The organism is Streptococcus sp. CCH8-C6, assembly GCF_001557225.1.
In the GTDB taxonomy this organism is placed as follows: Bacteria; Bacillota; Bacilli; order Lactobacillales; family Streptococcaceae; genus Streptococcus; species Streptococcus sanguinis_C.
In genome coordinates this window covers 54,703-74,159 of sequence record NZ_LSJN01000034.1, presented here as the reverse complement: position 1 = coordinate 74,159, position 19,457 = coordinate 54,703, and the positions used below count along the sequence as shown (strand labels likewise).

The 19,457-nt window shown below is 41.2% G+C and carries 18 protein-coding genes; 15 read left to right on the top strand and 3 right to left on the bottom strand.

Annotated features, from left to right (window positions below):
* Positions 1-10 precede the first annotated feature (10 nt).
* From argB to AX677_RS04295, 12 genes are all read left to right on the top strand, one after another.
* Entirely contained in the window at positions 11-748 is a 738-nt protein-coding gene (gene argB, locus AX677_RS04350) for an acetylglutamate kinase (protein ID WP_060976287.1), read from the top strand.
* Positions 749-750: 2 nt separating this feature from the next.
* Positions 751-1,893 (top strand): acetylornithine transaminase, encoded by a 1,143-nt coding sequence (locus tag AX677_RS04345; protein WP_060976286.1) that lies wholly within the window; start codon positions 751-753, stop codon positions 1,891-1,893.
* A 156-nt stretch (positions 1,894-2,049) separates the two neighbouring features.
* Positions 2,050-2,259 (top strand): helix-turn-helix transcriptional regulator, encoded by a 210-nt coding sequence (locus AX677_RS09605; RefSeq protein WP_032913376.1) that lies wholly within the window; start codon positions 2,050-2,052, stop codon positions 2,257-2,259.
* Positions 2,260-2,356: 97 nt separating this feature from the next.
* The gene (locus tag AX677_RS04335; RefSeq protein ID WP_060976285.1) at positions 2,357-3,121 is read left to right on the top strand and encodes a DUF3169 family protein; all 765 of its coding nucleotides are present in this window, start codon (positions 2,357-2,359) and stop codon (positions 3,119-3,121) included.
* 28 nt (positions 3,122-3,149) lie between these two features.
* The gene (locus AX677_RS04330; RefSeq protein WP_060976284.1) at positions 3,150-3,692 is read left to right on the top strand and encodes a DUF3267 domain-containing protein; all 543 of its coding nucleotides are present in this window, start codon (positions 3,150-3,152) and stop codon (positions 3,690-3,692) included.
* Positions 3,689-4,390 carry a CPBP family intramembrane glutamic endopeptidase gene (locus tag AX677_RS04325; protein WP_002896027.1) on the top strand — a complete coding sequence of 234 codons (702 nt, stop codon included), beginning with the start codon at positions 3,689-3,691 and terminating at the stop codon, positions 4,388-4,390. The genes AX677_RS04330 and AX677_RS04325 overlap by 4 nt, the downstream gene beginning before the upstream one ends.
* A gap of 21 nt (positions 4,391-4,411) precedes the next feature.
* The gene (locus tag AX677_RS04320; protein ID WP_002896025.1) at positions 4,412-5,065 is read left to right on the top strand and encodes a CPBP family intramembrane glutamic endopeptidase; all 654 of its coding nucleotides are present in this window, start codon (positions 4,412-4,414) and stop codon (positions 5,063-5,065) included.
* A gap of 160 nt (positions 5,066-5,225) precedes the next feature.
* The gene (locus AX677_RS04315; RefSeq protein ID WP_009659911.1) at positions 5,226-6,143 is read left to right on the top strand and encodes a diacylglycerol kinase family protein; all 918 of its coding nucleotides are present in this window, start codon (positions 5,226-5,228) and stop codon (positions 6,141-6,143) included.
* 352 nt (positions 6,144-6,495) lie between these two features.
* Positions 6,496-7,431, top strand: a complete 936-nt coding sequence (locus tag AX677_RS04310) for an XRE family transcriptional regulator (protein ID WP_002904132.1) — start codon at positions 6,496-6,498, stop codon at positions 7,429-7,431.
* 192 nt (positions 7,432-7,623) lie between these two features.
* Positions 7,624-10,035, top strand: a complete 2,412-nt coding sequence (locus AX677_RS04305; protein ID WP_060976283.1) for a GBS Bsp-like repeat-containing protein — start codon at positions 7,624-7,626, stop codon at positions 10,033-10,035.
* A gap of 94 nt (positions 10,036-10,129) precedes the next feature.
* Entirely contained in the window at positions 10,130-10,744 is a 615-nt protein-coding gene (locus tag AX677_RS04300; RefSeq protein ID WP_002900765.1) for a DUF6287 domain-containing protein, read from the top strand.
* Between the two features lie 77 nt (positions 10,745-10,821).
* The gene (locus tag AX677_RS04295; protein ID WP_002900763.1) at positions 10,822-11,127 is read left to right on the top strand and encodes a hypothetical protein; all 306 of its coding nucleotides are present in this window, start codon (positions 10,822-10,824) and stop codon (positions 11,125-11,127) included.
* A gap of 58 nt (positions 11,128-11,185) precedes the next feature.
* Here the strand turns inward: AX677_RS04295 and nrdF are convergent, their stop codons facing one another.
* From nrdF to nrdH, 3 genes are all read right to left on the bottom strand, one after another.
* On the bottom strand, positions 11,186-12,145 hold the full coding sequence (nrdF, locus tag AX677_RS04290) for a class 1b ribonucleoside-diphosphate reductase subunit beta (RefSeq protein ID WP_002910202.1): 960 nt from the start codon (positions 12,143-12,145) through the stop codon (positions 11,186-11,188).
* A gap of 156 nt (positions 12,146-12,301) precedes the next feature.
* The gene (nrdE, locus tag AX677_RS04285; RefSeq protein WP_060976282.1) at positions 12,302-14,461 is read right to left on the bottom strand and encodes a class 1b ribonucleoside-diphosphate reductase subunit alpha; all 2,160 of its coding nucleotides are present in this window, start codon (positions 14,459-14,461) and stop codon (positions 12,302-12,304) included.
* A gap of 160 nt (positions 14,462-14,621) precedes the next feature.
* Positions 14,622-14,840 (bottom strand): glutaredoxin-like protein NrdH, encoded by a 219-nt coding sequence (gene nrdH / locus AX677_RS04280; protein WP_002897920.1) that lies wholly within the window; start codon positions 14,838-14,840, stop codon positions 14,622-14,624.
* Between the two features lie 598 nt (positions 14,841-15,438).
* On the opposite strand from nrdH, the gene AX677_RS04275 reads away from it, so the two are divergent.
* From AX677_RS04275 to AX677_RS04265, 3 genes are all read left to right on the top strand, one after another.
* The gene (locus tag AX677_RS04275; RefSeq protein WP_002896017.1) at positions 15,439-15,702 is read left to right on the top strand and encodes a phosphocarrier protein HPr; all 264 of its coding nucleotides are present in this window, start codon (positions 15,439-15,441) and stop codon (positions 15,700-15,702) included.
* Between the two features lies 1 nt (position 15,703).
* Complete coding sequence (gene ptsP / locus AX677_RS04270) at positions 15,704-17,437, top strand: phosphoenolpyruvate--protein phosphotransferase (protein ID WP_060976281.1); 1,734 nt, start codon at positions 15,704-15,706, stop codon at positions 17,435-17,437.
* A 234-nt stretch (positions 17,438-17,671) separates the two neighbouring features.
* Positions 17,672-19,096 (top strand): NADP-dependent glyceraldehyde-3-phosphate dehydrogenase, encoded by a 1,425-nt coding sequence (locus AX677_RS04265; RefSeq protein ID WP_060976280.1) that lies wholly within the window; start codon positions 17,672-17,674, stop codon positions 19,094-19,096.
* The last annotated feature ends 361 nt before the right edge of the window (positions 19,097-19,457 follow it).

Below are 19,457 nucleotides of genomic sequence, written 5' to 3'. Positions count from 1 at the left end.
GAGAAATGCGATGAAAGATGTGATTGTTATAAAAATTGGCGGTGTTGCTGCGCAAAAGCTGTCTGATAAGTTTATCAAGCAGATGCAAGAGTGGATAGCAGCTGGTAAGAAAATCGTGGTCGTTCATGGGGGCGGTCTGGTCATAAATCAACTCATGAAAGAGCGCCAGCTGCCTACTCGCAAGGTTAAGGGGTTGCGGGTGACAGCTAAGTCTGACTTACCCATTATTGAGCAGGCCTTGCTAGGTCAAGTCGGCCGGACGCTGACACAAGAACTGAACGACTCAGATATTGAAAGCCTTCAGCTGGTTTCACATTTGGGAAAGACAGTTTCGGCAGATTTTATCAATAAAGACCTCTATGGCTATGTCGGTGATGTGACGGCGATTCAAACATCCTATCTAGAGCAGCTGCTAGCTGAGGACATCGTCCCAGTGCTGGCTTCGCTAGGGGAAAATGCTACTGGCGAGCTCTTAAATATCAATGCAGACTATCTAGCAGCGGCAGTTGCCAGCAGCTTGCAGGCAGAGAAGCTGATCCTGATGACAGATATAGAAGGGGTTCTAGAGGACAAAAAGGTCCTGCCTCAGCTTCTGACTAGTCAGGTTTCCAAGAAGATTCAGACAGGTGTCATCAAGGGCGGCATGATTCCTAAGATTGAGAGTGCTGTTCAGACCGTGCTTTCCGGTGTCGGGCAGGTTCTGATTGGTGACAATCTTTTGACGGGCACCTTGATAGCAGAGGGATAACGATGACTTATTTATTTGAAAACTACAAGCGGGCGCCTATTGAGTTTGTTAAAGCAGAGGGCTCCTATCTGATTGACAGTGAGGGAAAGGCTTATTTGGACTTTTCGTCGGGGATTGGCGTAACCAATCTTGGCTTTCAACCGCAGGTCCAGCAGGCTTTGATCCAGCAGGCCGGGCGCATCTGGCACAGTCCCAATCTCTATCTTAGCTCTCTGCAAGAGCAGGTGGCTCAGGAACTGGCTGGTTCTTATGATTATTTGGCATTTTTCTGCAATAGCGGAGCGGAAGCCAATGAAGCAGCTATTAAGCTAGCCCGCAAAGCTACTGGCAAGCAAGGCATTATCACTTTTCAGCAATCCTTTCACGGTCGGACCTTTGGTGCTATGGCCGCAACAGGACAGGATAAGATCAAGAAAGGATTTGGTGATGGGGTGCCTCATTTCAGCTATGCGGTTTACAATGATCTGGCCAGCGTAGAAGACTTGGTCAATGAGGATACGGCAGCTATCATGCTGGAATTGATCCAAGGAGAATCGGGTGTTCGTCCAGCAGAAGCAGCTTTTGTAAAAGACTTGGCTGATTTTTGCCGACGAGAGGAGATTTTGCTGATTGTTGATGAGGTCCAGACAGGTATGGGGCGCACTGGTCAGCTTTATTCCTTTGAGCATTATGGGATTGTACCGGATATTGTGACCCTGGCTAAGGGGCTGGCCAATGGCCTGCCCGCTGGTGCTCTATTAGGAAAATCAAGCTTGGCTCCCGCTTTTGGGCCGGGCAGTCACGGCTCCACATTTGGTGGCAATAAATTAGCCATGGCAACTGCCTTGGAGACCTTGCATATCATGAAAGAGACGGGATTTATGGAAGAAGTCAGGTCTAAGAGTGCCATCTTACTGGAGCAGCTGCAGCTTGCTTTTAAGGATCATCCAAAGATTTCTGCTGTTCGCGGTCTGGGCATGATGATTGGTATTGAAACAAGTGCCGGTTTGTCAAGGCTTGTTGAAGCCGCTCGCCAGAAAGGCTTGATTATCCTGACAGCCGGAGAGAATGTTATCCGTCTCCTGCCGCCTTTGACTATCAGCAGGGAGGAAATCCAGCAGGGTATTGCTATTTTAAAAGAAGTATTTTCAGAAGTAGATGAATAAAGGAAAAGGATTCAGTTTGAGCTGGATTCTTTTTTGTCTATGATAAAGGCATTTTTGACAATGATTATTATTTTTTTGACAAAGATACTTGTCAAAAAGAAAAGAATCTGTTACAATGATTTTATCCAAGGGAGAATAATAAATAAGGAGTTTATGATGCAGCTTAGAAATCGACTCAAGGAGTTGAGGGCGCGTGACGGTCTCAACCAGACAGAACTGGCTAAGCTGGCCGGTGTTTCCAGGCAGACAATCAGCCTTATAGAGAGAGGCGAATATACCCCATCGATTGTGATTGCCTTTAAGATTGCCCATATTTTCAACGAAAACATTGAGAATGTCTTTCGGCTGGTGGAGGAAGCAGAATGAAGAACCAATTAAGATTCATTTCAACAGGAGCTAAAACAGTCCTTCAGCCTCAGCATTCTTGTATCATCTATTGTAAAAAAATAAAGGAGAAGAAGTCGTGAAAGAGCAAAAACGTATATCTAAACAGAAAAGAGTTTTATATAATGTCCTTATATTGCTAGCTGGAGCTTTTATAGGTGCTCTGTCTATTTTGTTTTCTGAAACTGGTCTGCTAAAAAATATCAGTTGGTCGACTATTTTTACTGTTCAACTGCTGCGACAGTTAGGTCGGGCTAGTCTAATTATTCTTTATCCTTTAACTTTTTTCTTGATTTATCGGACTCGTAAATACAATGAAGCCTATGAAAAAGAAGCAGATGAGGATAAGAATTATGAATGGTACCGGCTAACCTTTAAAAATCTGGAATATGCGACTATTGTCTTTAATATCAGCAGTGCTATCGTTCTTTTTACGATTTTAGTTGGAGTTGTTTTTATTGGAAATATCACTAATCATAAGAGCTCTCTTCAGTGGAGTCTTATAGATTATGCGATTGCCTTTCTTTATATTATTTTGCAAGTTGTCTTTTTAAAGACAGTTCAGAAGGTGCGGCACTATAAGTTATCAGCCTTTCCGACTACTGAGGAAATAAAAGAATTTGTGCTCTCTTATGATGAATCAGAGCTGCAAGCCAATTATGAACAGTGCTATCTCATTCTCTTCAATGTAAATCAGAGACTTCTGCCAGCCCTCTATGTCATTTTAGGGATAGTGGGAACTTTCACACCCCTCAATGTCATTTCCGGTTTTGTCATCCTAGTGGTGATCCATATCTATATCAATCTTATGTATTATCCAATGGTAAGAAAATATTTCAAATAAGCTTATTTCCCGATGAAAGGCGGAAATTATGAAACTACTGAAAGAACTTGATTTTATCCATAATAAAAAGGTCATTCTGGCTCTGAATATAACGGCCGTGCTGCTGATCTTCCCTTTTCTAGCCCTCTTTACTTGGATTGCTATTCTGATGTATGGCAAGGGTAGCGAAGTTTTTCATTTCTTTGACTTATTCTACCTCCTTGTTCTAATGGTCATTCATGAGCTGATCCACGGCTTTTTCTTCAAGGTCTTGGGGGATGAAAATACCAAGGTCAAGTTTGGTTTTAAGAGCGGCATGGCCTATGCGACCAGCCCAGGCAGTCGTTACAGTCGGAAAAGAATGCTCGTCATTATTCTGGCACCTTTCTTTCTGATTAGCCTAGCCCTGACCTTGATCTATGCCTTGCATATTCTGACTGCGGCTTCTTATATCGTTCTTGCTAGCTTCCATGCAGCTGGCTGTGCAGGGGATTTTTTCCTCGCTGCCGCTATTCTCCGGCAGAAAGGGGAAATCGCTGTTGAGGATACGGAGGTCGGTATTAATATTTATCAAAAGGAGAGTACAAAATGAACAACTTCAAATCAACTGCTTTAGGACTTGTAAAATGGATAGGCTTAATTGCTCTTAGCCTCCTTATAAATGTTGCTCCGATGCTATTCTTAAGGCTCGGGAAGAGTTTACCTATTTATGCAGAAATCTTATTGGTAGCCTTGTATCTGGTTTTAGTTTTCCTTATTTTTCGTAGCTTATGGCGGCGATACCAAAAGCATGTACCTGAAGAAAAGAAAAAATTTAAACTGTCTGGCAAGGACATCGGTTTTGCTTTTCTATTCTTTTTCCTTGCCAGAGTGGCTGCTATTGTTGGTGTTTATCTTAATCTCATCCTGAGCGGCAATTCCCAGACCAGTAATGACAGTGCCATACAAGGGCTAGGGGGAATGATGTCTTCGCAGCATATCTTCTTTGCTTTGCTCTTTGTTGCAACGATTGCTTTTATTGCTCCTATCATGGAAGAATTAATTTTCCGCGGTTTTGGAACTGCCTTCTTTTTCAAAAATAATCAAAAAGTTTTGCCTGCTATTGTGACTTCTGTGGTCTTCACTCTGCCTCATATCACCCAATTGACAGAGTTCCCAATTTATTTTGCACTTGGACTGGTTCTTTATTTGTCCTATGCTCGTCGGGGGAATATAAAAGATTCCATGTTGGTGCATATCCTGAACAATCTCCCCATGGCTATAATACTGCTGCTAGCTATGTTTAAGTAAATCAATCTATAAGGAATCACTATGAAATTAAAAACTTTCTTTACTAATTTTGGCCTTTATATTCTTGTCCTCTTGGCCTATTTTTATATCTTTTCGGCTATAGTTGTCTTCACTATAGGTTCCCTGACAGGAGGACTTTCTCAATTATTGATTTTGCTGATTTTTGTCATACTTGCGAGTCTCTATTCTTTTGCCATGTGGAAATGGTACCAGAAAGATTTGAAACTGGAAATCAAAAATACCAAGCTGACCAGTTCTATCTGGCTTCCCAGCGCCCTCTTGCTTGCTTTTATTATCTTCCAGCAGCTCGTTCCTATTGAATCTTCTGCCAATCAGAATGCTGCTGTGCAGTTGATTCAGCAGCAGCCAGTCTTTGCCTTCCTATACATGGTAATCTTTGCTCCTATTCTTGAGGAGTTGCTGACACGAGGATTTTTGGCTAAGTTTCTCTTTCCCGACCAAAATAGTTTGGCGAAAATCATGCTCTATTTAACTGTATCTGCCAGCTTCTTCTCTCTTCTGCACATGCCGGGCAATCTAGTCCAGTTTCTGGTTTACTTCATCTTGGGGGCAATCTTTGGCTTAGGCTATCTATCTAAAAAGGATCTGCGCCACTCAATGGCCTTACATCTGGCCAATAACCTCATTGCCTTTGTTCTCATTGTCTTCTTTTAATAGAAAAACTAAATATAAGACAGCACTTCTCAAGTTAACTTGACAATCTAATGGCGGAAGTGTTTTTCTGTGGAATAGAGTTTAAATACCAAACTGCTTTTCTGGTTTTTCTAAAGCCAGCAGTTTCAAATAGTTGTGAAAGTGTTTTCCAGATGGTATAATGAGCTATCAAATGAAAAGAGGTTTCCTTATGTCTAAAGTCCTATTAATTGTCAACCCTAGCTCGGGAGGCGAAAAAGCCAAGTCCTATGAAGACTTGGCAAGGGAAAAGCTGGCAAAATGTTTCGATGAGGTAGTGGTCAAGCATACTGAAAAAGGCGGAGACGCAGCAGCTTTTGCTAAGCAAGCAGCAGAAGACCATTATGATAGCGTCTTTGTCATGGGCGGCGATGGAACAGTCAATGAAGGAATCAGCGGCCTGGCTGAACTAGACTATCGTCCGACTTTTGGTTTCTTTCCACTTGGTACAGTCAATGATTTGGCGCGTGCTCTCGGCATTCCTCTAGACGCTGAAGAAGCCATCCAGAATCTGGATATCAACAAAGTCAAGCCACTTGATATCGGCAAGATTAATGACCAGTACTTTATGAATGTGGTTGCCATTGGAACTATTCCTGAGTCAATCAACAACGTAGATTCAGAAGACAAGACCAAGTGGGGCAAGTTTGCCTACTTTATCTCTGGTTTCAAGCAGTTGATGGATACTAGTTTTTACGAATTTCACTTAAATATTGATGGAGAAGAGCGTACGATAAAGAGCAGTACACTCTTGATTGGCTCTACCAACTCTATCGGAGGTTTCGAGAGCATTCTCCCTGAAGCTACTGTCAATGACGGCTTGCTCCATCTTTTGTATCTTAAGGATAAAAATCTCTTGGACACCTTGGTTTCTGTGCCGGATTTGATTTCGGGCAATGGAGAAGAAAGTGATAATATCGAGTATCTGACCTTTAGGGAAATCACAGTTGAGTTGGCTGATGACAAGGCAGAGCTCAGCGTCAACGTTGACGGAGATGAGGGTGACCAACTGCCAGTAACGATTCGTGTCTTGCCTTCTCACTTGAATGTGTATTACTAGTTTTTTTGTGTTTAGACTCAAAAAAGAATATGGTAGAAGGACTCTAAACTTTTAAGTTTGGGGTCCTTTAATACTTGTAATATACTAATTTTTAGATTTACATGCTTTTCTCAAGTGATGGCGGATGTCAGCGACCTCCTGCAGAGTTCCATGACTAGCTATTGAGCCTAAGGTCTCAATAGCTCCGCTCTACCTAACTGTTGCAACAGTTAGGTAGATTTCATCACTGAGAAAAGGAAGTAATCTTTTTGGAATTTTATTAGTAAAATCTTTCCAATTATGCTATAATAAATCTAGAATAACATGATAACATAACCAAAAGTTTCCTGATTTATTTGGGAGGGGATTGACGATGCAAGGAAAAGAATTTGGACAGCATTTGAAACAGCTTCGATTAAATAGGGGCTGGACTAAGGAGCAATTGTGTGGTGATGAGTCAAAGCTTTCTATACGGCAGTTAACCCGTTTGGAGTCAGGCATTTCCCAGCCTACTCTTTCTACTTTAGAATATCTGGCTTTCTGTCTAGAGGTCGATTTGACAACTTTGACAGGAAGTAAAAAAGAAGATGTAGCTCTACCTACTGACTATCAGCGCTTGAAGTATAAGCTGATTCGGACGACCACTTATGGCAATACCGAAGCTTTGTTCGAATTGGAGCATATCATAGATGAAATTTTTGAAGTTTATTATGATGATTTGCCAGAAGCTGAGCAGAATGTAATGGATATCTTGCAATCAAAGATTTATACTTATACTTCTGAGAAATTCCATAAGTATGGAATGACTCTCTTTGCCCAGCATTTGGACGATTTGCAGAGTAAAAAGCATTATGACGTGAATGATTTACTCTACATCCAGCTCTATCAGATCTATGTGGGAGATGAAGAGGAGATTCGGTCAGCTAAGTTTGATAAGGAATTATATGCAAGAATCGCTCAGCGATTACTGCAGTCAGTTGACTATATTCCAAATGAATATCTCTTTCTCATGCGAGATGCTCTACTGACAATCCCAGGTATTGAGTGCGAGCGAAAAGAGTTCATTTATACAAAAGATACGCTCAACAAACTTAATGTAATCATGGAATTGACAGAGGACTATCAAAAGAAACCGCTGATAAGAATGTTAGAGGGAGAATATGAGCTTTTCGTACACAAGGACGAGAAAAAAGCTCAACAATACTATGAAGAGGGACTGACACTGGCAAGATTGTTAGGTCATACTTTTCTATCTAAAAAAATGGCTGAGGAGTGGAATAAAGAACTTCGGCTCTATCATCAAGGCTAGCAGGACATCTATGTCCTGTTTTTTATTTGTAATTGAGTCTATAATTGAAACATGGAAAAAGTTAAATAGGAAAGGAGAGAATCACATGTTTAGGATTTCTTATTATCTCGCCATGATTTGGTTTTGGCTTTAGGAAATTAAATGTTGTCGTGCACAAAGATTAATAAAGGGAGCAAATAAAATGAAAAATCAATTTTTAATAAGCAGGTTCAACGTTTTTCTATTCGTAAATATTCTCTAGGAGCAGTTTCAGTGCTTCTAGGAACATTATTATTTGCAGGGACTCAAACAGTTGCTGCTGATCAAGTAATTTCGCCAACTGGTACTGATTCAGTAGTTTCTACAGCACCTTCTGACATAGCTGTGGACACAAATCAGAGTGTTTCAGAAAAGTCAAATGCAACAGTAAGTTCTGATATTGAATCGGAAACAAAAAATGCTGTAAATAACAATTTAGTTAGTATTGAAAATGGAGTAACTTCTGAAGTTCCTGAACCACTAGAAACTGAAAATAAAGCGACAAATGCAAATGATATTCCAATCAACACTGAGCCTGTTTCTGATCAAACTTCAACAGTTAATGAAAAACAGAAAACTGTTGAAATAAATCCAGTTATAGATGATCCTACTAATCCTAAACATTTAGTAACACGTGGCTATGCCGCTTCGAATGTAGATAAGCCAGCCACCTCAATTGTTAATGATGTCAGCCGCCGCCGTGCAACTAAAGAAGAAAAAACAACTCTCAAAACAACTGTTGGTAAAGTTGCAAACGGGACTGGACATACGACTTTACTGGCTACAGGGAATGGTTCAATCGCTCGAGGCGATGATTATCCAGTAAGGTTTAAAAATCTCCCTGATTATGCTGCGGACGATTGGGGACTTATTGTTAAAAATTGTACTTCATTTACTGCTTATAGATTAAGTTCAGTTAATGGTTTTAACATTCCTCGTGCGTACGGAAATGGCGGTGAATGGGGATATCGGGCAAGAAGAGAAGGATACAGGGTAGATAATCATCCAGCTCTTGGCTCAGTCGCTTGGATTGATGATGGAAGTTACGGACATGTAGCATGGGTGTCCAATGTATTGGGAAATAATGTAGAAATTGAAGAATATAACTATGCTTGGAGTAAAAGTTATAATCGCAGAGTAGTTGCTGCAAGTTCAATCTCAGGCTTTATACATTTTAAAGATATCATTGGAGGTACATCCACACCGATTTCCCAGCCTTCTGATAATCAAGGAATCCCTGCCAGTGGAGTGTATCATTTCACTCAAAGAGCCTCCATTAAAGCTGAGCCTAAGATGTCTAGTCCTGAATTAGCTTATTATGATGCAGGACAAACTGTTACATATGATCGTAAATTGGAAGCAGATGGCCATCAATGGATTAGCTATCTCTCCTTTGCTGGAAATCGTAGATATATTGCCATTGGAGTAACAAAGACAAAGGCTCCTTTAAAGGGAACCTTGACTATCCAAAACAATAATGCTCAGACAGGGACTTTTGATGTCATTGTATCTGATGTCTCTAGCCCGTATGGTGTGAAAGAAGTGAAATTACCAACTTGGTCAAGTGAAAATGGACAAGATGATATTGTTTGGTACACTGCTGCTAAACAGCCTAATGGAACATATAAAATAACTGTCAATGCAAATAAACATAAAGGTTCTACGGGAGAGTATAATATCCATCTATATTATGTTCAAAATAATGGGGAAATGGTTGGAGCTGGGGGAACGAAGACTACCGTTTCTATTAAGAAGCCTGAAGGGAAAATTACTATTCAAAATAATAATTCAAAAACAGGAACCTTTGATGTTGTTATATCTAACATTTCCAATCCTGGTGGTGTAAAAGAAGTAAAAGTACCTACATGGTCTAGTGCGAATGATCAAGATGATATTATTTGGTATACTCCTAAAAGACAATCGGATGGCACTTACAAATTGACAATAAAGGCTAGCGATCATAAATATTCCACTGGAAAATATAATGTGCATTTATACTATGTTCAAAATAATGGCCAAATGATTTGTGTAACAGGAACGACGACAGAAGTCTCCTTGGATAAGGAATTAATCCGGCCGACAGGAACTATTACTATTCGGAATAATACTTCAAAGACAGGTACCTTTGATATTATTGTGTCTAATGTTTCTAATCCTGGTGGTGTAAAAGAAGTAAAGGTACCTACATGGTCTGCTGCCAATGACCAGGATGACGTGGTTTGGTACACTGCTAGCAAGCAACCAGATGGGACTTACAAACAGACTATTAAAGTAAGTGATCATAAAAATTCCACAGGGAAATACAACGTCCACCTGTACTACGTTCAGGATGATGGAAAACTTGTAGGTGCCGGCTCAGCTACTACGGAAGTCGCATTACCAACTATATCTATTCCATCAAAAGGGAATTACGTTTTTCAAGGCTATGCTTCTATTCGGTCTGAAGCTAAAATATCAAGTCCAGAACTAGCAAACTTTGACAAAGGGAGCACAGTCTTTTATGATCAAACTTTTATTGCAGATGGTCATCAGTGGATTAGCTATGTTGGGTATAGTGGTAGCCGTCGTTATGTAGCAATAAATTAATTTTATAATATTTCAATATGATTATTGATTTTATTAATTCAAAATGTTACAATAAGATTACAAAAAGGTATTAATTCATGAGGAGGCCTCTTTTATGAAAAATGCAAAATTAATGTTTCTTGCGACTGCACTCACTTCTTCCATTATCTTGCTTGGTGCTTGCAGTAAACAGCAGGACAAGCAAACATCTCAAAGTAATAGCTCTAGCCAAACAGTTCAAACTTCTAAATCAGATTCTAAGTCTGAAGCGAAAGCTGTTCCATCAGCTAGCCCAGATGAAACTGATGCAGCGTCAGTATCTTCTGAAGCTCAGCCTAAAAATGAAACAAAGTCTGACACGAAAGACCCAGCCACTCCAGCAGCGGGTATCGACGTCAATGCTTTGGCAGCAGGAGATTTTTCGACTGTAGCCGGTACTTGGCAAAATGATTTGGGGGATGCGATAGTATTGAATAATCAAGGGGTCGTTTCTCATACTCTGAATGGAAAAGAATCCAGCGATTATACTTTACTAAAAGGTCAAGTAAGCGATGGTAGTTATGTATCTACTCTTGCTTATACTGCTGGTAGCAGTAGCGCAACCTTTTTAGTAATTCCAGAAGGAGCTGTTTTGCCTGATACTGGAAACGAGAATCCTAAAGCACAGATTCGAGTTGGACAAGATGCTATCACTGCTTCCCAGCATCCGTATTATCGCGTATCTAATTAGTGACTGCATAAGTGGAGTTAGGGATGATGTTCCTAGCTCCACCTTTATTTGGATAAAAAACATGAAGGGAGGAAAAGATGGCTACTTTAATGATGAAAAAAATAGCTGAGGATTTAAATAAGACTAGAGTATTGGATGAAAATGGAGCTTTGGTAGCTTATTATGCCCTTCTGCCAGCTGACTTTTCTGGTGGTGACAGCAAGCTTTATCTTGAAAATCCAACGAGTCAAAGGCGGATGTATAGAATTTATCAAAATATGAAGCCCTTTTTATTTCCTATTGTCCCAGCTCATGACTGTACCGTGATTTATCTAACATCTGATGTTGGAGTTGAGATTACAGTCGCAGAACATCTGGAAGAATATATCTATGATAGTCAATAGATTAATAGTCAGTCAAAGACCCCCTCTTTCCGTATTTTGGAAAGAGGGGGTCTTTGTCTTATAAACCGTAATTATAGTCGTCATCCTGCATGGCTTCAACTTCGCCTAGCAGGTAGCCGTTACCCACTTGGGAGAAGAAGTCATGGTTGGAAGTACCGGTTGAGATACCGTTCATGACGATAGGATTGACATCGTCTGCTGAGTCAGGGAAGAGCGGATCTTGCCCTAGATTCATCAGAGCCTTGTTGGCATTGTAGCGCAGGAAGGTCTTGACTTCTTCAGTCCAGCCGACTGTGTCATAGAGGCTTTCAGTGTAGCCTTCTTCATTTTCATAGAGGGTGTAGAGCAGGTCGTACATCCATTCTTTGAGTTTTTCTTGCTCGTCTTCTGGCAGCTCGTTAAAGGCTAGCTGGAACTTGTAGCCGATATAGGTTCCATGGACAGACTCGTCACGGATAATCAGCTTGATAATTTCAGCAACGTTGGCCAGTTTGTTATTACCCAGATAGTAGAGCGGAGTGAAGAAACCAGAGTAGAAGAGGAAGGTTTCCAAGAAAACGCTGGCTATTTTCTTTTCCAGAGCTGTACCGTTCAGGTAAATCTCATTGATAATCTCAGCTTTCTTTTGCAGGTATGGATTGGTGTTGGTCCAGTCAAAGATTTCATCGATTTCTGACTTGGTGTTGAGCGTAGAAAAGATAGAAGAGTAGGACTTGGCGTGAACGGACTCCATAAATTGGATGTTGTTGAAGACAGCTTCTTCGTGGGCTGTGCGGACATCCTTGCGCAGGGCATCCACACCAGACTCAGACTGGAGGGTATCCAGCAGGGTCAGGCCACCGAAGACCTTGCCGACTAGGTCTTTTTCCTTGTGGGACAGCTTTCTCCAGTCATCCAGGTCATTGGATAAGGGAATCCGCGTATCCAGCCAAAATTGCTCAGTCAGTTTTTCCCAGGTGGACTTATCGATGACATCTTCGATAGCGTTCCAGTTAATGGCTTTGTAGTAAGTTTGCATTCTTTCTCCTTTAGTAGATGGTACGACCTGATGGGGTATCAGCTATCACTTCTTGGATACTACCCCAATACTCCACGATTTTACCTTCCTGTCCATAATGAGGAAAGTAAAATTATGACATGGTCGAATTTCCTTTTCTTTTTCTAAAATCTCTTGTTAGATGACACAGCTTTCACATTGGTTGGCACCGACTTCGCCACCATCGTCAGTGAAGGTACGGACGTAGTAGATGGATTTGATACCCTTGTTGAAGGCATAGTTGCGCAGGATAGAAAGATCGCGGGTCGTCTGCTTGCTTTCTTTTTTCCATTCGTAGAGGCCTTTAGGGATATCGCTGCGCATAAAGAGAGTCAGGGAAAGACCTTGGTCCACGTGCTCAGTTGCGGCTGCATAAACATCGATAACTTTGCGCATATCCATGTCATAGGCGCTGGTGTAGTAAGGGATAGTCTCAGTTGACAGACCAGCAGCAGGATAGTAGATCTTACCGATTTTCTTTTCTTGACGTTCTTCGATCCGTTGAGTGATTGGATGAATTGAAGCAGAAACGTCATTGATGTAGCTGATAGAGCCATTTGGTGCAACAGCTAGGCGGTTTTGATGGTAGAGACCATCAGCCTTGATCTTGTCACGCAACTCTGCCCAATCCTCTGCAGATGGGATAAAGATGCCTGCAAAGAGTTCTTTGACACGGTCAGACTTAGGTACAAATTCACCCGTCAGGTACTTGTCAAAGTAAGTTCCGTTAGCATAGTCAGATTTTTCAAAGTTATGGAAGGTCACGCCACGCTCGCGAGCGATATTGTTAGACTCAACCAAGGTCCAGTAGTTCATGAGCATAAAGTAGATGCTAGTGAACTCTACAGCTTCCGCTGATCCATAATCGATCAGCTGCTGTGCCAAGTAGCTGTGCAGTCCCATAGCTCCCAGACCAAAGGTATGCGCCAGACTGTTACCATTGTCGATAGAAGGCACAGCTGTGATGTGCGAGCTGTCTGTGACAAAGGTCAAAGCGCGTGTCATAGTTCGGATGGATTTTCCGAAGTCAGGCGAAGTCATCATGTTGACAACGTTAGTAGAGCCTAAGTTACATGATACATCTGTTCCTAGGTGAAGATACTCTTGCGCATCATTCAAAAGGCTAGGCTCTTGTACTTGCAGGATTTCAGAGCAAAGATTACTCATGACGATTTTACCGTCGATTGGATTTGAACGGTTGGCCGTATCAATGTTTACGACATAAGGATAGCCGGATTCTTGTTGGAGTTTGGAAATTTCTGTTTCCAAATCACGGGCCTTGATCTTGGTCTTAGTGATATTTGGATTAGCGACCAACTCATCGTATTTTTCAGTGATGTCAAGGTAGGCAAATGGCACTCCATACTCGCGTTCAACAGAATATGGGCTGAAGAGGTACATTTCTTCATTTTTACGCGCTAATTCGTAGAATTTATCTGGAATGACAACACCGAGTGAGAGGGTTTTAACCCGAACTTTTTCGTCAGCATTTTCTTTCTTAGTTGAAAGGAAAGCGATGATATCTGGGTGGAAGACATTGAGGTAAACAACCCCAGCTCCCTGACGTTGGCCCAGCTGGTTAGAGTAGGAGAAACTGTCCTCAAAGAGTTTCATAACAGGTACAACGCCAGACGCAGCTCCTTCATAACCCTTGATAGGTGCTCCAGCTTCCCGCAGATTGCTGAGGGAAATACCGACCCCGCCTCCGATACGAGACAACTGCAGGGCAGAGTTGATGGAGCGGCCGATGGAGTTCATATCATCTGTTACTTGGATGAGGAAGCAGGAAACCAATTCACCGCGACGGGCCCGACCAGCGTTGAGGAAGCTTGGTGTAGCCGGTTGGTAGCGCTGGTGGATGATTTCATTAGCAATATCCTTGGCAATGGCTTCATCTCCGTTGGCAAAGTAGAGGGCGTTGAAGAGTACCCGATCTTCCATGCTTTCCAGATAGTATTCACCATCATTTGTCTTCAGTGCATACTGGTTGTAGAACTTATAAGCAGCCATGAAAGATTTAAACTTGAAATCTTGAGCATGGATAAAAGCAGTCAGCTCCTCGATATATTCCGGAGAATAGAGCTGGATAAATTCCTTCTCCAAATAGTTTTCTTCTATTAAATACTCAATCTTTTCTGTAATAGAAGAAAATTGCTTTGTGTTCGGCTCAACGTTTTCTTTAAAAAAAGCTTTTAAGGCTTCTTGATCTTTATGAAGCATAATCTGACCATTAACTGGACGGTTGATTTCGTTGTTGAGTCGGAAGTATGTCACATCCTCTAAATGTTTGAGTCCCATGTTTTTCCTTTTCTATACAAATAAGATAATTAGCTAGCGGAAAAATATCCGCCTTACAAAAGAAACGGCCCCTATGAGCATAGGAGCTGCAGTTTGCCCTGATAATCTGTCTTTTAGTTTATCTCCCAATCAAGGCGCGCCGCCCTCAAAATAAACTACATTAAGACAATTTTTTCAATTTACCAGGTTGGAAACCAGAAAATGCCTCAGTTGCTGTCTGAATCACAGGAGCAGCATTGAAACCAAGATCTTTGACATGGTCAATAAATTCTGGCTGTTCGTCCAAATTGATTTCGCGGTATTCTACATGATTAGTATCTAAGAAGCGCTTGGTCATTTTGCACTGAACGCAGTTGTTTTTTGAGTAAATAGTTACCATTAAAAATTCCTCTAAACTTTCGTTTTTTCTTTTAAATAATACGAAACTAGTATATCTAAAAGAAAATAGAATGTCAATAGTTTTGAACTAAATATTGTGTGATATTTTGTTATAGGATAGATTGCAATACAATATATAGTGTTTATATAAGCAGTAAAAAGAAGTGAAAAATTGCAGAAAAGGAGCAAAATGCTGATGCGGCAATGCTTAAACAAGTCTTGAAATATTAGAAAAATGACTGGCAGCTTTTCCACCAAAAAACCAAAATCCAATATCTTGTGTTACAGAATTTAGGGAATCACAAGGAGGAGTGGAGGGAGGAGTTTATATTCTTATTTTATAACAATTAGTTTCTATAAAATAAGAAATTAACAATTGAAAATTTGGTGGCAGACATTTTTGAATAAAGCTTGGGAAATGTGGGATTTAGCTCGAAAATTCTCTCTTCAATATAATAAGAAGAGTTTTCATTTCCTAAGAAATATTTTGTAAGCGGGCTATAAAATTCTTGAAAAAGATTTCAAAAGGTGATATAATATCAATTTGTAAGGGTTATCACAATAACTCAAAAAGAATTATTTAAAAGGAGAGTCTAACTATGGCTTCTAAAGATTTCCACATTGTAGCAGAAACAGGTATTCACGCACGTCCAGCAACTTTGTTGGTTCAAACTGCTAGCAAATTCGCTTCAGACATCACGCTTGAATACAAAGGTAAATCAGTAAACTTGAAATCTATCATGGGTGTTATGAGTCTCGGTGTTGGCCAAGGAGCTGATGTTAAGATCTCAGCTGAAGGTGCAGATGCAGACGATGCTATCGCTGCAATCTCTGAAACAATGGAAAAAGAAGGATTGGCTTAATATGACAGAAATGCTTAAAGGAATTGCAGCATCTGACGGTGTTGCCGTTGCTAAGGCATATCTATTAGTTCAACCGGATTTATCATTTGAGACTGTTTCAGTCGAAGATACGAATGCAGAAGAGGCTCGTTTGGATGCAGCTCTTGAAGCTTCACAGAACGAGCTTTCTGTTATCCGTGAGAAAGCAGTAGATAGCCTTGGTGAGGAAGCCGCTCAGGTATTTGACGCTCACTTAATGGTACTTGCTGACCCTGAAATGGTTGGGCAAATCAAAGAAACAATCCGTGCGAAAAAGACCAATGCAGAAGCTGGTCTGAAAGAAGTAACGGACATGTTTATCACTCTCTTTGAAAACATGGACGACAATCCATATATGCAGGAACGTGCGGCAGATATCCGCGACGTGACGAAGCGTGTTCTTGCTAACCTTTTGGGTAAGAAATTGCCAAACCCAGCGTCTATCAATGAAGAATCAGTTGTGATTGCTCATGACTTGACTCCTTCTGATACAGCACAGCTGGATAAGAAATTTGTTAAAGCTTTTGTAACCAATATCGGCGGACGGACAAGCCACTCTGCTATCATGGCACGCACGCTTGAAATCGCAGCAGTATTGGGAACTAATAACATTACTGAGCTTGTAAAAGACGGCGATGTGATTGCAGCTAACGGTATCACTGGTGAAGTGATTATCAACCCAACTGAAGAGCAAATCGCAGCATTTAAAGCAGCTGGTGAGGCTTATGCTAAGCAAAAAGCTGAATGGGAATTGCTTAAGGATGCTCAGACTGTGACTGCAGATGGCAAGCACTTCGAATTGGCAGCCAATATCGGTACGCCAAAAGATGTTGAAGGTGTCAATGCTAACGGTGCAGAAGCAGTTGGTCTTTACCGGACTGAGTTCCTTTATATGGATTCTCAAGACTTCCCGACAGAAGATGAGCAGTATGAAGCATACAAGGCTGTGCTTGAAGGCATGAATGGAAAACCAGTTGTTGTTCGTACGATGGACATTGGTGGAGATAAGGAACTTCCTTACTTCGATATGCCGCGTGAAATGAACCCATTCCTTGGTTTCCGTGCTTTGCGTATCTCTATCTCTGAAACTGGCGATGCTATGTTCCGTACACAAATCCGCGCTCTCTTGCGTGCTTCTGTACATGGACAATTGCGCATCATGTTCCCGATGGTAGCCCTTCTAACAGAATTCCGCAAAGCTAAAGCGGTTTATGACGAAGAAAAAGCTAAGTTGCAAGCTGAAGGCGTTGCAGTAGCAGACAATATCCAAGTAGGTATCATGATTGAAATCCCAGCAGCAGCTATGTTGGCGGATCAATTTGCCAAGGAAGTAGACTTCTTCTCTATCGGTACCAACGACTTGATCCAGTACACTATGGCAGCTGACCGGATGAATGAGCAAGTCTCTTACCTCTATCAACCATACAACCCATCTATCCTTCGCTTGATTAACAATGTTATCAAGGCAGCTCATGCTGAAGGCAAGTGGGCAGGTATGTGTGGAGAAATGGCCGGCGATCAAACTGCGGTGCCATTGCTCGTAGGTATGGGCTTGGATGAATTCTCTATGAGTGCGACTTCAGTTCTTCGGACTCGTAGCCTCATGAAGAAGCTGGATACGAAGAAGATGGAGGAACTGGCTCAGCGTGCACTGACTGAATGTGCAACGATGGAAGAAGTTCTTGAACTTGAAAAAGAATATCTGGACTTCGATTAATCTGAAAAATTAAGATCAGGGAGATTTTCCTGGTCTTTTTAGTTTTCTTCAGGGGCATAGTGAAGATTGTGCAGAAAGTTGAAATCAAAGAAAACAGAAAATAAGCAGATCTAATATGAACAAAATTAGATAATCTATCTTAATTGTGAAAAAATTCTTTAAATTTATAACTTTTGGTTGAAATTTTCAGAAAATTTGGTAAAATAATATTTAATAACATTTTGGAGGGGACAAGTGACACAATATAAAAACTATATAAATGGAGAGTGGAAAGTTTCTGAAAATGAAATTACCATCTCATCTCCTATCAACAATGAGATTTTAGGAACTGTGCCTGCCATGACTCAGGCAGAGGTTGACTATGCGATGGCAAGCGCTCGTGCGGCTTTGCCAGCTTGGCGAGCTCTTTCAGCAGTTGAACGTGCAGCTTATTTGCATAAGGTTGCGGATATTTTGGAGCGCGATCAGGAGAAGATTGGCGAAATTCTTGCAAAAGAAGTTGCCAAGGGGATCAAAGCGGCAGTTGGAGAGGTAGTCCGGACAGCAGACTTGATTCGCTATGCGGCTGAAGAAGGCATTCGTATTCACGGTCAGGTTATGGAAGGTGGCGGATTTGAAGCTGCCAGTAAGAAAAAACTGGCTGTGGTCCGTCGTGAGCCTGTAGGAGTTGTATTGGCTATTGCGCCATTTAACTACCCAGTTAATCTGTCAGCTTCGAAAATTGCTCCTGCCCTTATCGGCGGAAATGTCGTGATGTTTAAGCCACCTACTCAAGGCTCAATCTCTGGTTTGCTCTTGGCTCAGGCTTTTGCTGAGGCAGGTCTGCCTGCTGGTGTTTTCAATACCATCACAGGCCGCGGTTCAGAAATCGGGGACTACATCATTGAGCATAAGGAAGTAAACTACATTAACTTTACTGGTTCCACTCCAATCGGTGAACGCATCGGTAAGTTGGCTGGTATGCGTCCAATTATGTTAGAATTGGGTGGTAAGGATGCTGCCGTTGTGCTGGAAGATGCCGACTTGGAGCATGCGGCTAAGCAGATTGTTGGCGGGGCATACAGTTATTCCGGCCAGCGCTGTACGGCTATTAAACGTGTCATTGTCATGGAGAGCGTAGCAGATAAATTAGCGGCGCTGATTAAGGCAGAGGTAGAGAAACTGACGGTTGGTGATCCCTTTGATAATGCGGATATCACACCAGTCATTGATCATGCATCAGCAGATTTCATCTGGGGCTTGATTGAAGATGCTCAGGAAAAGGGAGCGTCAGCCTTGACAGAAATCAAACGTGAAGCAAATCTCATCTGGCCTGCCTTGTTTGACCATGTGACACTGGATATGAAATTAGCTTGGGAAGAGCCATTTGGTCCTGTTCTTCCGATTATTCGTGTGACTTCCGTTGAAGAGGCTATTCAGATCTGTAACCAGTCAGAATTTGGTCTTCAATCTTCAGTCTTTACAAATGATTTCCCGAAAGCATTTGAAATTGCTGAGAAACTGGAAGTGGGTACTGTACACATCAATAATAAGACCCAACGTGGTCCAGATAACTTCCCATTCCTCGGTGTTAAGGGATCTGGAGCAGGAGTGCAAGGGATTCGTTACAGTATCGAAGCGATGACACAAGTGAAATCCATCGTGTTTGATGTGAAATAATGAGAAAGGCGGCTTTGTGCGGCCTTTTTTCTTACATTGATGAACTTGTAAATTTAATAAGATTACCTCATGATTTGAAAAGAATTAATCATTTATATGTTTAATTGCTTATTATTTTAAAATGTAAATTTACATATTGGTCTATATCTTTATGAAAATTTTCATCTTTTTCTTGTTTTGGATAGCTCCTATATTTAGTGAAAAAGGAATTAAAATATACTGAGAGGCACAAAATGCAGTGTTTTCTCTCTCATTTATTACTAATTTCAGCTAATGTTCGGTTTTAGTGATTTTCCGTAAGGATATTTGAAATTTACTTGAAAAAGAGATAAAAATAATGTAGAATAGTATTATAGAAAAC

What these genes read in the sequence shown, in the direction of transcription:
- AX677_RS04330 (WP_060976284.1), top strand. Translation starts at nt 3,150, where the DNA reads ATGAAACTACTGAAAGAACTTGATTTTATCCATAATAAAAAGGTCATT.
- AX677_RS04345 (WP_060976286.1), top strand. Translation starts at nt 751, where the DNA reads ATGACTTATTTATTTGAAAACTACAAGCGGGCGCCTATTGAGTTTGTT.
- AX677_RS04315 (WP_009659911.1), top strand. Translation starts at nt 5,226, where the DNA reads ATGAGCTATCAAATGAAAAGAGGTTTCCTTATGTCTAAAGTCCTATTA.
- nrdH (WP_002897920.1), bottom strand. Translation starts at nt 14,840, where the DNA reads ATGGTAACTATTTACTCAAAAAACAACTGCGTTCAGTGCAAAATGACC.
- AX677_RS04325 (WP_002896027.1), top strand. Translation starts at nt 3,689, where the DNA reads ATGAACAACTTCAAATCAACTGCTTTAGGACTTGTAAAATGGATAGGC.
- nrdF (WP_002910202.1), bottom strand. Translation starts at nt 12,145, where the DNA reads ATGCAAACTTACTACAAAGCCATTAACTGGAACGCTATCGAAGATGTC.
- AX677_RS04320 (WP_002896025.1), top strand. Translation starts at nt 4,412, where the DNA reads ATGAAATTAAAAACTTTCTTTACTAATTTTGGCCTTTATATTCTTGTC.
- nrdE (WP_060976282.1), bottom strand. Translation starts at nt 14,461, where the DNA reads ATGGGACTCAAACATTTAGAGGATGTGACATACTTCCGACTCAACAAC.
- AX677_RS09605 (WP_032913376.1), top strand. Translation starts at nt 2,050, where the DNA reads ATGCAGCTTAGAAATCGACTCAAGGAGTTGAGGGCGCGTGACGGTCTC.
- AX677_RS04275 (WP_002896017.1), top strand. Translation starts at nt 15,439, where the DNA reads ATGGCTTCTAAAGATTTCCACATTGTAGCAGAAACAGGTATTCACGCA.
- AX677_RS04310 (WP_002904132.1), top strand. Translation starts at nt 6,496, where the DNA reads ATGCAAGGAAAAGAATTTGGACAGCATTTGAAACAGCTTCGATTAAAT.
- AX677_RS04295 (WP_002900763.1), top strand. Translation starts at nt 10,822, where the DNA reads ATGGCTACTTTAATGATGAAAAAAATAGCTGAGGATTTAAATAAGACT.
- AX677_RS04300 (WP_002900765.1), top strand. Translation starts at nt 10,130, where the DNA reads ATGAAAAATGCAAAATTAATGTTTCTTGCGACTGCACTCACTTCTTCC.
- ptsP (WP_060976281.1), top strand. Translation starts at nt 15,704, where the DNA reads ATGACAGAAATGCTTAAAGGAATTGCAGCATCTGACGGTGTTGCCGTT.
- argB (WP_060976287.1), top strand. Translation starts at nt 11, where the DNA reads ATGAAAGATGTGATTGTTATAAAAATTGGCGGTGTTGCTGCGCAAAAG.